Origin of the sequence: Leptospira tipperaryensis, from assembly GCF_001729245.1 — a bacterium.
Lineage (GTDB): Bacteria > Spirochaetota > Leptospiria > Leptospirales > Leptospiraceae > Leptospira > Leptospira tipperaryensis.
The window spans coordinates 667,841-680,515 of the sequence record NZ_CP015217.1 but is presented as its reverse complement, the minus strand read 5'-3'; the positions used below and the strand labels follow the sequence as shown (position 1 = coordinate 680,515).

Annotated in this window: 14 protein-coding genes and 1 pseudogene; 8 read left to right on the top strand and 7 right to left on the bottom strand. The window is 42.0% G+C overall.

The genetic code is table 11. The annotated features are described in order from the left end of the window. Positions 1 to 14 precede the first annotated feature (14 nt). A complete protein-coding gene (locus A0128_RS03305) occupies positions 15 to 443 on the top strand; it encodes a DUF1801 domain-containing protein (protein ID WP_069606223.1) in 429 nt (142 codons plus the stop codon). A 125-nt stretch (positions 444 to 568) separates the two neighbouring features. Here A0128_RS03305 and A0128_RS03300 read toward each other — a convergent pair whose 3' ends face one another. Together A0128_RS03300 and A0128_RS03295 are read right to left on the bottom strand one after the other, a co-directional pair. Then, positions 569 to 1,663, bottom strand: coding sequence for a fatty acid desaturase (locus A0128_RS03300; RefSeq protein ID WP_069606222.1), 1,095 nt, complete (start codon positions 1,661 to 1,663; stop codon positions 569 to 571). A gap of 163 nt (positions 1,664 to 1,826) precedes the next feature. Then, the gene (locus A0128_RS03295) at positions 1,827 to 2,402 is read right to left on the bottom strand and encodes a GNAT family N-acetyltransferase (RefSeq protein WP_069606221.1); all 576 of its coding nucleotides are present in this window, start codon (positions 2,400 to 2,402) and stop codon (positions 1,827 to 1,829) included. A gap of 37 nt (positions 2,403 to 2,439) precedes the next feature. On the opposite strand from A0128_RS03295, the pseudogene A0128_RS22320 reads away from it, so the two are divergent. After that, positions 2,440 to 2,620: pseudogene (locus tag A0128_RS22320) on the top strand (hypothetical protein); the annotation flags it as partial. 33 nt (positions 2,621 to 2,653) lie between these two features. Then, complete coding sequence (locus A0128_RS03290) at positions 2,654 to 2,914, top strand: RNA-binding regulator (protein WP_069606220.1); 261 nt, start codon at positions 2,654 to 2,656, stop codon at positions 2,912 to 2,914. Positions 2,915 to 3,201: 287 nt separating this feature from the next. Here A0128_RS03290 and A0128_RS03285 read toward each other — a convergent pair whose 3' ends face one another. The 3 genes from A0128_RS03285 to A0128_RS03275 form a co-directional block, all read right to left on the bottom strand. Continuing rightward, positions 3,202 to 4,092, bottom strand: a complete 891-nt coding sequence (locus A0128_RS03285) for an esterase/lipase family protein (RefSeq protein ID WP_069606219.1) — start codon at positions 4,090 to 4,092, stop codon at positions 3,202 to 3,204. A gap of 111 nt (positions 4,093 to 4,203) precedes the next feature. Next, positions 4,204 to 4,599, bottom strand: coding sequence for a peptide-methionine (R)-S-oxide reductase MsrB (gene msrB / locus A0128_RS03280; protein WP_177343069.1), 396 nt, complete (start codon positions 4,597 to 4,599; stop codon positions 4,204 to 4,206). A gap of 179 nt (positions 4,600 to 4,778) precedes the next feature. Then, positions 4,779 to 5,393, bottom strand: a complete 615-nt coding sequence (locus tag A0128_RS03275; RefSeq protein WP_069606217.1) for a TetR/AcrR family transcriptional regulator — start codon at positions 5,391 to 5,393, stop codon at positions 4,779 to 4,781. 252 nt (positions 5,394 to 5,645) lie between these two features. Between A0128_RS03275 and A0128_RS03270 the strand changes: the two genes are divergently transcribed. Further along, positions 5,646 to 6,506 carry an acyl-CoA thioesterase gene (locus A0128_RS03270; protein WP_069606216.1) on the top strand — a complete coding sequence of 287 codons (861 nt, stop codon included), beginning with the start codon at positions 5,646 to 5,648 and terminating at the stop codon, positions 6,504 to 6,506. A gap of 44 nt (positions 6,507 to 6,550) precedes the next feature. Continuing rightward, positions 6,551 to 7,876 (top strand): thiolase family protein, encoded by a 1,326-nt coding sequence (locus A0128_RS03265; protein WP_069606215.1) that lies wholly within the window; start codon positions 6,551 to 6,553, stop codon positions 7,874 to 7,876. 405 nt (positions 7,877 to 8,281) lie between these two features. Here A0128_RS03265 and A0128_RS03260 read toward each other — a convergent pair whose 3' ends face one another. Next, positions 8,282 to 8,998: a DUF1554 domain-containing protein gene (locus tag A0128_RS03260; protein ID WP_069606214.1), complete on the bottom strand. Its 717-nt coding sequence runs from the start codon at positions 8,996 to 8,998 to the stop codon at positions 8,282 to 8,284. Positions 8,999 to 9,279: 281 nt separating this feature from the next. On the opposite strand from A0128_RS03260, the gene A0128_RS03255 reads away from it, so the two are divergent. From A0128_RS03255 to A0128_RS03245, 3 genes are all read left to right on the top strand, one after another. Then, a complete protein-coding gene (locus tag A0128_RS03255; RefSeq protein WP_069606213.1) occupies positions 9,280 to 10,038 on the top strand; it encodes a biotin--[acetyl-CoA-carboxylase] ligase in 759 nt (252 codons plus the stop codon). Between the two features lies 1 nt (position 10,039). Further along, positions 10,040 to 10,813, top strand: a complete 774-nt coding sequence (locus tag A0128_RS03250; RefSeq protein WP_069606212.1) for a type III pantothenate kinase — start codon at positions 10,040 to 10,042, stop codon at positions 10,811 to 10,813. A 194-nt stretch (positions 10,814 to 11,007) separates the two neighbouring features. Further along, a complete protein-coding gene (locus A0128_RS03245; protein WP_069606211.1) occupies positions 11,008 to 11,544 on the top strand; it encodes a hypothetical protein in 537 nt (178 codons plus the stop codon). 202 nt (positions 11,545 to 11,746) lie between these two features. Here A0128_RS03245 and A0128_RS03240 read toward each other — a convergent pair whose 3' ends face one another. Further along, positions 11,747 to 12,613, bottom strand: coding sequence for an alpha/beta fold hydrolase (locus A0128_RS03240; protein ID WP_069609077.1), 867 nt, complete (start codon positions 12,611 to 12,613; stop codon positions 11,747 to 11,749). Between the last annotated feature and the right edge of the window lie 62 nt (positions 12,614 to 12,675).

The following is a 12,675-nucleotide window of genomic DNA, read 5'->3' as shown; positions in this document are numbered from 1 at the left end:
AAATCCGATAAGACATGTCCCAGAATTTTAAAAATCAAAACGTTGCGGAAGTTTTTCGAACCTACCCAAAAAATATCCGAAAAAGATTGCTGAGTGTGAGAGAATTGATCTTTAAGATCGCAAAGACTACGGAAGGAGTCGGAAATCTGGAAGAAACCTTAAAATGGGGACAACCCAGTTATCTGACGCCGCAAACAAAAAGTGGAAGTACGATTCGGATCGATCAAGTTTCTTCGGAAGAAAATATCTACGCGCTCTTCTTTCACTGTCAGACCAATTTAGTGGAAACGTTTCGAGAACTCTTTCCAAAGAAAATTCAGTTCGAAGGGAATCGATGCATTCTACTGAACGTGAAAGATCCGATTCCGACCAAAGAGTTGAGTGTTTGTATTTCCATGGCCCTCACCTATCATCTTGAAAAAAAGAAAAAAGTAAAACGATAGAATCCTTTTTTCAAATTCTTCTTTTGAAAAATCGAATCATTTTCGATCAGAAATTCTTTGAGATTGAGAATGGGACTTCTTGAAATTTGCGCTCTCAAGAAGTCCAAAAAATTCTAAAATAAACGTTATGCGGGACTTACTTCCAATTCTTCGTCTTCTACGGAATTACGAGCCTCTTCGTAAGTCATCCATTTCCCGGTTTCGGAATCGATCACCTTACAACGAGAAGTCGATTTGAAATAGTCGCCGAAGATCGTATCTCTTTCCTGGACGTTTTCTCCATAAACGGCTTTGATCTCTCCCAGGGCGCGAGTGAGATTGTAAAATGGAATTTTCATGTGAACGTGATGAGGCATGTGAATGAAAATATTGTGAAAGAAAAAATTCATGACCGGATTTACGTGATAGTTGATCGTTCCTTTCATTTGTCCGTAATAAGGGGTCCAATCCTCTTTTGTCTTCCAAGGAATTTCGGAATGTATATGATGCACATAAACGGTGATTCCCATAAAGTAGTTCCAAGCGATAAAAGGAACCAAGCATACTTTTGTAAACATCCAAAAGCCCGCGCCTGCGTCAAAAACACCTTCCGTAGCGGATCCGCCAAAATAGAAAACCAAACCGGAAGATAGAAATGCAAAAGAAAGCATGATCCACTTATCTCTTCCCGCTTCTTTTAGAGGAGCTGTAAATAGAACCATTCCTTTTAACCAAACCTCGATCATGTAGTAAAAACCGCCACCCCAAGCCGACCAGAAAAATCGGTGCATCATTTTTTTGAATATTCCAAATTTAGAATATTCTTCCGCGGTTGCGGGATGCCATACGAAATCTCCGCCTCTTTTGATCGTGTGTCCGTGATGGATTCGATTGTGTCCGTAAGCCCACTGATTGTAGGCGTGCAAAGAAGGCAACATTGCGATCTGACCGATCCAATAACGAAGGTATTTGTTTTTAAAAAGCGCCTCGTGTGCGCAATCGTGTCCGATTATAAACAAGGATGCGATCGTCATTCCGGAAAAAAACCAGAGAAAAGGCAGAAGATACCAGGTATTTACGTTCCAGAGAAGGACTACGACGAGTCCGAAAAAAAACAAATCTCTGATGAAATAACCAATCCCCTTGTAAGAAGGATTTTCGAAAGTTGCGTCCGAGAGGGTTTCTCGAACGGCTCCGAGAGTTTCTCTCGGTGAGGATGTAGAGTTATTTTTCACTTCCATAACGTTCTCCTTAATGAACGGCGTTAACTTACTAATGAACAACGTTAGTTAATAAAAAGGATGCTGGCAAGAAAAAAATAACCGTGAGGAGAAAAAATATTTAGATCGAACAAAGAATGTTGTGGGTAAAAGAATCCGGATTCTTTGCGTAAAATCGAAATTCTTATCCAAAATCAGAGGATATTGTCGATTTGAGCCCGATTGGAGACCATTCCGGTACGGAGATTTTGTAGAGAACGTGCTCGGATAGAACGTGGTCTTTTGGAAGATTTGGATGTGCGAAGAATCCGACTTCTTTCATTCCTATACGTTTCATGACGGATTGGGACCTTTCATTGAGAATAGACGTAAAAGAAACGATTTCCGAAAATTTTAATCTGGAGAATCCGTGCTGAAGACAGGTTGACGCCGCTTCCGTAGCGTAACCTCGACTCCAAAAGGAAGGATGTAATCTCCAACCGATCTCAATCGAAGGAGTAAAAAAGGAAGAAAAAGTTACGTTCATAAAACCTGTGAAACCGAGAAATTCTTTATTTCGTTTTGTTTCCAGAACCCAAAGTCCATAGCCGAACGTCTGAAAATGATTTTGAATTTTTGTAATAAACTGTTCGGATTCTTCTCGAGTAAGAAGTTTCGGAAAGTATTTCATGACAAGTGGATCGGAATTCATTTGAACAAATGGAAGATGATCTTTCTCTTCCCATTCTCTCAAAATCAATCTTTCCGACTCTAAATTCACACTAAAACTCCCCTAACAAATATTAAAGTTTAAGAAATTAGTATTGCCAAAGAAAATTCTGCCGATAGTATGGACAAAGAACTCCAGTTATTCAATCGATTTTCTAACTTCTGAACGTAGTCCTATCTTAAAGTTTGCTCTTCTTTTTAAGTCCTGCATCTCTAAAATTTTTCTACCTCCCAACATACCGGGAAAATGCTGTTTTTAAATCAAGATAACTTGATCTAATTCATAACGACACGAGGAAAAATATGTCTGTTAACATTTATGTAGGAAACCTATCTTACGACATCACTGAAGGAAAGTTAAACGAACTTTTCGGAGCACACGGAGCAGTTAATTCTGTTAAGATCATTACTGATCAGTATTCCGGAAAATCAAAAGGATTTGCTTTCGTTGAAATGCCGAACAAAGACGAAGCTGACAAAGCAATCAAAGATCTGGACGGAAAAAACGTTCTTGCTCGTAACTTAAAAGTTAACGTTGCAAAACCTAAAAACGACAGATTCTAATTTAGAAATTTATAATTTTTAAATATCTTTTAAGCCGCCTTTTGGAGTGAAAACTTCTAAGGCGGCTTTTTTATTTTTTGAGGGATTTGACGGCGGGTAAGAATTTAGGAAAGAATTCTATCTTTTAGACTTTCCGGATTCTTTGTTTTATTCAAACTGAATCAGAAAGAATGGGAAGTTTCAAAGCCTGTTCCATTCTACTTGAGTCTTTGCTTTTATACCGTATTTTCTTTTCGAATCAGAATGGATCCATGTCGGCGACCCCGCACTGAAAAAAAAGGTTAACCTTATCTCTTCTTTTTCTTAACCGCAGACTTCTTCTTAGCAACGGGCTTTTTAGGAGCGGCTTTTTTCGAAACCGTTTTCTTTTTCGAGGTTCCTTTTGTTTTCTTATCGCTCGCGGAAGTTCGAGTTTCCGGTTCTGGTTTCAAAGATTCTAATTTCTTTTTAACGGGTTTTGGATCCTTATTCTCTTCCGCCGTAATGAGATCAAAGAGGCATTCGATTCCAAGGGGCCCCATAAACAAATTGAGATGTCCGGCTTCCGGAAGTTCCACGTCGTCAAAATGTCCAAGGCGAGAATTTTCCGAAGGAATGATGATCTGATCTTTTTTTGTAAAAACGGATTGCACGTTAGGCAACTTCTCAAAAATTTCTACGGCTTCTTGGATGAACTTAGAACCGGGCATCATTTGCCATGTGCAGATAAAAATCGGCGCAAGGTAAGCGAGATAAGTTCCGTGAACGGGAGTTCCTGCGATAAAGATTTTTTTTACTCGATCTCTTCCTTTATAGGTAAGACCCGATGCGATCAGGCCTCCCATCGAGTGACCTACGATATAACAATCCTTGATGTCTTTCTGAACGAGGTAATCTTCTAAGATTTGACTCTTTCTTCGGATGTTCCCCATTTGAAAACCGAGAGGAATCGTATAAACGGGATGTCCGTTCGCAGAAAGATGTTTGAGCATCGGTTCCCAAGAAAGAGTTCTTCCTAAAAATCCGGAAACTAAAACTACAGGACGTTTATCTCCTTCGGGAGAATCTTCGAGTCCGATAAAAATTCCTATTACGGCGTGCCAAAGATAAAGAATCGTATACCATTTCTCTGCTAAGAATTGAAGGATAGGATTGCGAACGGAGCGATTGTCGGATACGTAAGCGAGATGATCATTCATGAGTGGATTCCGGTTTTAGGTATTATTTTACCCTTCACCACGGCTGAAAATCAAAAAACGGGAGCGGGAATTTTTCCGGGTAGGGAACCCTTCCCGGAAATTTGAAAATCCTTATTCTTTCTTAAACTTTAAAGAAGCGGAATTGATACAATACCTGAGACCGGTTGGTCTTGGTCCGTCCGTAAATACGTGTCCAAGATGTCCTCCGCATTTAGCACAGACAACTTCGGTTCTTGTCATTCCATGACTCGAATCGGTTTCTTTTTCAACGGCTTCTTCTTTTGTAGGTTGGTAAAAAGAAGGCCATCCGGATCCGGATTCGTATTTTGTTTCCGATGAGAAGAGAGCGGATCCGCAAGCGGCGCAGAGATAGGTTCCTTTATCGTGATTCTTATAAAGGGCTCCGGTAAAGGCCATCTCGGTTCCCTTTTGTCTTAGAATTTTATATTGTTCAGGAGTGAGTTCTTTTTTCCATTCATCTTCCGATTTGTTTACTTCGTATTTCATCTTTCCTCCTTTCTTCTTTGCCTTATCGTCTCCGTCTACGGGGTTGCAATTTGCGAATATCAATAACACAGAAACGAGCGTTAGTAAAATCTTCTTTTCCATATATAAAGATTCGTTCTGATTCTTGGACTGGTTACTGATTGGAATGGATTCCGACTAAAAATAGAATTCAAAATTCTTTAAAGAATTCTGTATTCTTCCACGATTTCTCGGAGAGAATCTTCCATTTCGCGGATATATCGAAGTTCCAAGGTCATTCTCCACATCGTCACCGAACCGTGATAAGCCATCAGCATTCTTCTCGCGACGTATTGGATATCCATGCTTCGTTTGAGCTGACCCGAACCGATCGCCTTTTGCAGATAGTCGCTTATCATTCTAGTCCACTTGGTGACTATGTCTTTTAAGAATTCGGTATATTCCGGATCCGCGTCCATGACCTGACTTGCAAAACCAGCAAAAGGACAACCGAAGAATTCACCGTGTCGAATTTGTTTTTCTTTTAAGATCACCCAGGCTCTTAAGAATTCTGCGAGGTCCGGATAACGATCCATCAATCCCTGAAGATCGCTGAGAGTTTTTTCTTCCTGACGGGATAGATAGGCCAAACCCAATTCTTTTTTGGATGGATAATGGTCGTAGAGACTTGCGGCTACGGAATTGGACTCTTGAATTATCTGTCTCATTCCGGTATTGGAAAAACCCTGTTTGTAAAAAAGAGAAGTCGCAGTATCTAAGATTCTTTCCCGAACTCCGATTCCCGATTCTTTCTTTTTGCGCGATTGAGCTTTCATGTTTAAAGGTATTATTCCGAGATTCTTACATAACTATCTTCCCACCCGAAAAAACTCTTGTCAACGAATTTGAAAAGCCTTCTATAAAAAAACAGAACGAACGTTCTGTATTTTTTTGTTTGATCAAAATTTAGGCCGGTCTAAACTAGGGTCAGATTCTCCCAAAAGGCACGCTGGGGTGAATGCAATTTCGCTCCCTACGGGTCGCGAAATAGGGCCAGATTCTCCGACAAAGAAAAAGGGAGGGACGAAATGATCACTGATGAAATTCAACTCGTGACTCGCATTTCCGACCTGGACACTCAGAGACACGTGACCAGCCGGACTTATGAAAATTTCTGTCTTGAAGGCAGATTTCGGACCTTGGAAAAAAACGGTTTTTCTTTGCGCGAGATCTTGTCTCAAGGGATTGCGATCCATCCTCTCGAATCTCAGATTCGATTCTTAGCTCAACAAATGGAAGGAGCCAATCTCAGAACGGAAACGAAAGCGTTTCCTCTGAAAGACGGAAAAATCTTCTGGGATCAAAAAGTTTATTCGGATTCCGGAACTCCTGCGGCCGAGATCAAAACTCTTACCATTTCCGAAAAAGACGGAAAGGCGATCGATCTACTTCCGGGAGAGAAATCGGAAATTTCCGGCTTTGATCAGTTTCAAGAGATCCCTGATTTTAAAGGGACATGCAAAACGGTAGATACGGAACTCATAACTCTCTTCAGCGAGAGAAATATTTTCGGGGAATATAACCCCGCGTATCTCTGGAGAATCATCGAGGATTCTCGATGGTTTTTTTCCACGGAAACCGGTCTGACCTTGGATCGTTTTGTGGAAATGGATACTACGATGTTTTTTATGGGAGGAGTTTTTAGATTCTTCCATCCCGTCCCCGCGGGAAGAAAAGTTCGGGTAAGCACTTGGATCCATTCTTTTGAAAAGATTCGGAGCTATATGAGACACGAAGTTACGGATGTGGAAACTGGTTTACGCTACTTCGCGGTTCAGGACGAACAGTTGGTCGTTTCCGTCTCGAAATCGAGACCGAGAAAAGCTCCCGAAGAATTCCAAAAGTTGGTGGGGGATTATGTTGAGAATTATGAATATTCTCAAAAATGAATATAGGATTGATTGATTAAGAATTTGAAGTCTGGAGAAAGAAAATGAAATTAGCAAAGCCATTGGCTATTTGTACACCAAGAAGAACTCCTTTTGCTCAGATCGCGAAAGCCCTCGGACCATACCCAGGACACCACCTGGGAAAAATAGTCGCAGAAGATATTCTCGCTAAAAGCAAACTGAAACCGTCTCAAATCGACGGAGTTGTTGTTGGAGAAGGATTTAGTAACGCGCCTAACTCTGCAAGAGTGATCGCGAACCTCGTTGGAATGAGAGACGAGATCGCTTGTATCACCGTTGCAAACAACTGTGTTTCCGGAATGGAAGCGGTTGCGGAAGCGGCTCGTAGAATCGTTTTAGGTGAAGGCGAAGTGTTCCTCGCGATCGGCGAAGAATCTCAAACTTCTATGCCTTTTATCGTTAAGAACGCTCGTTTAAACAAAAAAGCGGGATCTCTGGATAAGTTGAAAAAACTTCTTCCGGACAATCTTCCTGAAGGCGTGGAACTGAGAGACACTCTGGAAGACGGACTCGGCGACGGGGAAACTTCTTACGGTATGCAAGTTACAGCAGAGATCGTAGCGCAAAACTACGGACTTTCTCGTGAAATCCAAGATAAACTCGCTTTCGAATCTTTCAAAAGAGCATTAGAAGCTTCTAAAGCTGGAAGATACGCTCCTTATATCATTCCTATGAAAGACGAAGACGGAAACGAACTCGCGATGGACGAAGCGGTCGGACTCCGTGAAGGTTTAGTGGAAAACCCAACTCGTATGGGACGCGCGATGTTGATGTTTGATAATCCTGGAATGAAATTTGAAGAATTCAAAACGAAATACGCTAAAGATTTGAAAAAATCCCACGGCCCTACCGTTTCCATCTTCAACGCAAGCCCTCGTTCCGATGGAGCCGCAGGCGTAATCGTTACCACCGTTGAAAAAGCGAAAGAACTCGGTCTTACCATCGAAGCGGTTGTTTCCGGTTGGAGCATGAAAGGAGTTCATCCAAACAACATGGGAATCGGACAAGCTGCGGCTACCGAAGCCCTTCTCGCGGATGTCGGTCTTAAAATCCAAGACATCGACTACGTAGAAATCCATGAAGCATTCGCTGCTACTGCGGTTGGAGCTCTGGAACAAATCAAAATGGACACCGGTTGGGATTGGGAAAAATCTTTCGACGCTAAGAAGATCAATCCGAACGGAGGATCCATCGCGATCGGTCACCCTTTTGGAGCGACTGGAATCCGTTTGATCGCAAACGCGATCATGGACTTGAAAGAAGATCCGTCTGCGAATAAAGTTGTGATCACAGCGTGTGCTCACGGTGGAATCGCTGGATCCATGCTGATTGAAAGATACAAAGGTTGATATTAGTTTAGAATTTTATAAACTACTCAAGTCTTTGTCGAAGTCCTTTCGGAAACGAAAGAACAAAAAAGCCCCGAGCGATCGGGGCTTTTTTTATGGGATCATGTCCGTTCTTCCAAATTTATTCGAGCAAATTTAGATAGAGGGGTTTACTTGATTCTCACGATGAATCTGTCGGAACTCCGACGATTTTTCTGTGAAAGTCGCGCGCCCCACCCTGATCTTGGGTGGAGGGGAGCGGTGGCGGGAAAAACTCGGGAAACTTTCCAATATCACAAAATCTTAATTTTGCAAGTAAAAAGTTCCAATGTAGGAGTTCCTACAAAAATCGCCCTTGTTCCATTCCTCTTTACATTCGTAGAAAAGGAACTTCCCCCAGAGCGGAGCGATTTTAAAAAATAAAAACTACTGCTCTACGCAGAGAAGTTTTTTTGTGCTGCCGCAATTCTGAGTGTTCAATGCCTTGATGGAGGCAAGGGCAGCAGAAGCAGCATCACCAACCGCACCAGAATTTGTCCCTTGGTTATCAGTCCATGCTGTTGTCGCAGATAGATCGCAAACCGCAGCGCCCGGAGTCGCCGACCAATCGGTAACAGTGGTTACAAACCCAGTCCAATACGAAGCAGCACTAACTTGAATTGAAGTATGAACTGTGCCGATCAAACCGAGTGCACTTGTAGTAAACACTTTCGTGCTTTGGTCGACTCGATAATAGCTCGTGCTCGCCTGAAGAACCCAGTTCTTCGTTCCAGCCCCAGGGTTCGTTGGACAATTCGTCACATCATTCAAACAGGCATAACGCACACCGTTTGCACCCGAGTTCCCTGTGATAAATGCTTTATAAGTTCCAGTCGAGGGTTTGTTTGCGTCGGCCGCGCACTTTGTATCCGCACCGTTCACTCCGCCTAAGTTGCCATCAAAGGAAGCCGCTGTAACAAAGACTCGTAACTTCGTCTCCGTCGTGGTTCCCCCGGCGCCGGTCGTGATCGCCCCCGCTCCGAGAAGAAGTAAAAGTGCGGAATCATCATTCTTCTCTTCCGGCTTGCATTGAAAAATGGAGATAGAAAGAATGAAGACAAGCGAAAGAAAAAACGTTAGTTGCTTATGTGAGCTAAATTTCATATTTCAAAATTGGTAAGAAGAACAAAATGTGTGTCAATTAAAATTATAGAAAACAATATTAATTTATAAAAATGCCTAAAAATTCTACAAGAGCAACAGAGAGCAAAAAATTCCTTTCCTTTGTTAGGTGATTCAAGGGATTCGCAAAGGCAAAAAAGAAAAAAACGGCGGAAAATCCCCGCTTCCATTGCCCTTTTAAGTCCTCCCTCGTTTTATAATACGGCTTTCAAGCCTTCTTTTTTCTTCTTGCGAATTCCATAAGCGGAATCATTTTATCGGCCATGCCAAATGTATTCCTTCAACGAGAAAACGGGATCTTTTTAAATTCGGTCACTTCAACAAATTCTCTCATCAAAAGTGAAGAGTTCCCGCACGGAACTTGGATCGTTGCCGAAGAACAAACCGAGGGGCGAGGAAGACGCGAACGAAAGTGGGAGGTTTTAGGAGAAGAATCCTTGATCTTTTCCGGAAAGATCGGCCTGGAAAACTTTGACGGAGGCCCTGGGCTTTCTCTTTTTATCGGAACCGCGGTCTGCAAAGCGATTCTTTCCATATATCCTGAATTAGCAAGAGAACTGAAAATCAAATGGCCTAACGATCTTTATCTCGGCAACAAAAAGGTTGCAGGAATTCTAATAGAATCCGAGGTCATCGGCTCTACTGTAACTCTTATAATCGGAATCGGAGTCAATCTCTATGGAAACAAAGATATGATTCCTTCTCACCTTACCGATGCCGGCTTTCTCAATACGAACCCGGATAGGGCCGGGAAAAAAAGTGAAATTTTAGAAAAGCTCATTCCGACTTTGAACGAAGCGATTCTTCTCTGGAAGGACGCGGAAGGAAGAAAAAAGGAACTGATTTTATTAAACGAACTCCTTCTTTGGAAAGGACAATTGATCGGTTACACGGAGAACGGAAGTCCTCAAACGGCGATTTTAGAAGGTCTGGGAGAAAACGGTTCCCTAATTCTAAAAACTCCGTCGGGAACCCGTCTGGATTTCATTGACAGTCCGGACGATTTCCATTCTCTAAACTAAAATGCTCTTAGTTGTCGACGTCGGAAACACAAACACGGTCTTCGGAATCTTTGAAAACGGAAAGACCTCTCCTCTTTTTCACAAAAGAACCGTAACTCGAAAAGACAGAACCTCGGACGAACTCGGATTGTTCTTCCGAGGATTTTTACGGGAATTTAAAATCGAGAACGAAAAAATTACCGGTGGAATCTACTCGAGTGTCGTCCCCACTCTCAATCCAATCTTAGATAGAATGTTTCAAGATTGGTTTAAGATTGATGCAGTTCACGTGAACTACCAGATGAAACTTCCTTTTACGATTTCTTATCCAAGGCCTTACGAAATCGGAGCCGATCGTTTGGTCAACGCAGCGGCCGCAGTCGTCGACAATCCCGGAAAATCCATCATCATCGATTTAGGAACGGCCACTACGTTTTGTGTCGTAAGCGACAAACCGGAATATCTGGGCGGAGTGATAGCACCCGGCCTCAAGGTTTCCATGGACGCACTCACAAAAAATACGTCTCAACTTCCTCCTATCGTTTTTCAATCTCCCGAAAAAATCTTAGGGGATTCTACGATTGAATCGATTCAAGCGGGTTTCTTTTTTGGTTGGATCGGACTTTTGGAAGGAATCATTCGCGAAATCAAGCGAGACAAAGGTCAAGATTATCGCGTCATCGGAACGGGCGGACTCGTCACGGTGATCGACGCCGCACATCCGGGAATCTTTGACAGCATCGATCCTCTTTTGACTCTCAGAGGTTTACAGATTCTTCATCAGATGAATTCGTAATCGGTTCTCCGAAGAATCGAATTCTTACGGAGATCCCTCGCGAATGAAAGAAAATATTTCTCTTTTTCCCAGTTCCCATTCTAAAATTCTTAGATGCAAATTTAAGAATGGTGATCGATTCTAAAGAGAGGATTTAAGCCGGGAAGAAAATTCGTTCTTGCTTCTTAATAATTTAGCTTCATCTTCGTTTTAGAATGTTCGACTTTTTTAAATCGAAAGAACCTTCCGTCCCGGTAAACGACCAGGTATGGATTTCTCGCGAAGCGAAATTTGAAAGATGCCGACGACTCCTTCGCAAAAATACATCCTACCTCTTTCTCTTTTGGTTTGAAGAATCCTTTCAAGAATTTCAATCCGCCCTCGACCAACACGAAAGACCGCCAAACATCGCTTATGCGAATGAAATTTCATTCGCCGACATTCAAGATCGATTTCTCATTTTTGGAGAACACTACCCGCTTCGAAAAAAAGAACAGGATGTTTTCCTGAAACTTCAGCTCAAAGAAGTAACCGTCTTTTCATCGTTAGACGAGCCATTGTTTAAAATCTTCGGCGGTGAAAATATCGTCGATGTGATGAAAAAGCTCCGAATCAACAACGAGGCGATCTCTCATCCGATGATCAACGCTTCGATCCACCGCGCCCAGGAGAAGATCGCAAAAAAAGTCACTCAGGAACAAAAGGTGGATTCTTCTCAGAAAGATTGGTTTTCGGCAAATCTTAGTTCGTAAATGTCGCGCCGAATTCTACTTCCTTTCGGACTTAAAGTCCGCTTCAAGCAACTTTTACGGTAAGAATCTTTGTAGGAACTCCTACGAAAGCCCCTTTTTTTTAAAGACAAAATTTTTCAAATCTGCATCGGAGTCGCCGTAAGAAATCATTCCCTTAAATTTTCTATAGGCAATCTTTTCAATCGAGACTTTTCATAAAATTTCAAAGCGCCTTCTTTTCTTTCAACCAAGATAAAACGGCTGAATCAAACTCTTCCGGTTCTTCCAACTGAGGAGTGTGTCCGCTCTTTTCAAAAAATTGAATCTTCAGATCGGCGAAAAGGGGAAGAATCGGATCCCAAAGATATGCGGGTGGCATCAGATAATCATATCTTCCCAAGGCGAGGTAAACGGGGATCTTAATCTTTTCCAGGTCGATCTTGATATCGATGTCGCGAAAGACTTCCCCCCAAACGTGATCAAACATAGCAGTATTGACTTCGATACCTTCCCAGAGTTTATCGGAATCGTATTTGAAATCAAACCAGCTCTTTGCTCCGGAAAATATATTAAATATTCTGAATGCATTCTTCGGGTCTTTTGCGATTGCTTCGGTTAGCTTGGACATCCTCTTTTCGAAATATTTCTTACGATCTTCGGACGCGGTCTCTTGAAAATGAGATTGGATGAGTTCGTGACTTTTTTTGGATAAATCCGGAGTCAGACACATCAAAATCAAATGACTTACGTTCTGCGGATATTTTTTCGCATATTCCAGAGCCATGTAACCGTGCCCGGAATGGCCGACCAAAATGATCTTTCCTAAACCAAGTTCATTGCGAACGAGTTCCATATCTTCCAGAATGATATCCAAAGAAAAATCTTCCTTCTTTGTAGACGAACTTCCACCGGCGTAACCCCTATGATCGACAAAGATCATTCTACAATGTTTTCGAATCTCTTTCGAAAAAGTTCGATCGTAATAGAGTGCGCTTCCGATTACAAACACATCCGGTCCTTGTCCTTCTATGATGTATTGCAAGTTCCATTCTTTCGATTTTACAAAACCTTGGATTGAATTTTCATTCATAACGTTATGTGCTTTTGTTCCTTTAAAATTACCATTTTTGAGCGCCTTTTCTTTGAAACTCT

Excerpts from the sequence above, each read along its gene's own strand:
- A0128_RS03305 (WP_069606223.1), top strand. The coding sequence starts at position 15 with ATGTCCCAGAATTTTAAAAATCAAAACGTTGCGGAAGTTTTTCGAACC.
- A0128_RS03300 (WP_069606222.1), bottom strand. The coding sequence starts at position 1,663 with ATGGAAGTGAAAAATAACTCTACATCCTCACCGAGAGAAACTCTCGGA.
- A0128_RS03290 (WP_069606220.1), top strand. The coding sequence starts at position 2,654 with ATGTCTGTTAACATTTATGTAGGAAACCTATCTTACGACATCACTGAA.
- A0128_RS03285 (WP_069606219.1), bottom strand. The coding sequence starts at position 4,092 with ATGAATGATCATCTCGCTTACGTATCCGACAATCGCTCCGTTCGCAAT.
- msrB (WP_177343069.1), bottom strand. The coding sequence starts at position 4,599 with ATGAAATACGAAGTAAACAAATCGGAAGATGAATGGAAAAAAGAACTC.
- A0128_RS03275 (WP_069606217.1), bottom strand. The coding sequence starts at position 5,393 with ATGAAAGCTCAATCGCGCAAAAAGAAAGAATCGGGAATCGGAGTTCGG.
- A0128_RS03270 (WP_069606216.1), top strand. The coding sequence starts at position 5,646 with ATGATCACTGATGAAATTCAACTCGTGACTCGCATTTCCGACCTGGAC.
- A0128_RS03265 (WP_069606215.1), top strand. The coding sequence starts at position 6,551 with ATGAAATTAGCAAAGCCATTGGCTATTTGTACACCAAGAAGAACTCCT.
- A0128_RS03260 (WP_069606214.1), bottom strand. The coding sequence starts at position 8,998 with ATGAAATTTAGCTCACATAAGCAACTAACGTTTTTTCTTTCGCTTGTC.
- A0128_RS03255 (WP_069606213.1), top strand. The coding sequence starts at position 9,280 with ATGCCAAATGTATTCCTTCAACGAGAAAACGGGATCTTTTTAAATTCG.
- A0128_RS03250 (WP_069606212.1), top strand. The coding sequence starts at position 10,040 with ATGCTCTTAGTTGTCGACGTCGGAAACACAAACACGGTCTTCGGAATC.
- A0128_RS03245 (WP_069606211.1), top strand. The coding sequence starts at position 11,008 with ATGTTCGACTTTTTTAAATCGAAAGAACCTTCCGTCCCGGTAAACGAC.
- A0128_RS03240 (WP_069609077.1), bottom strand. The coding sequence starts at position 12,613 with ATGAATGAAAATTCAATCCAAGGTTTTGTAAAATCGAAAGAATGGAAC.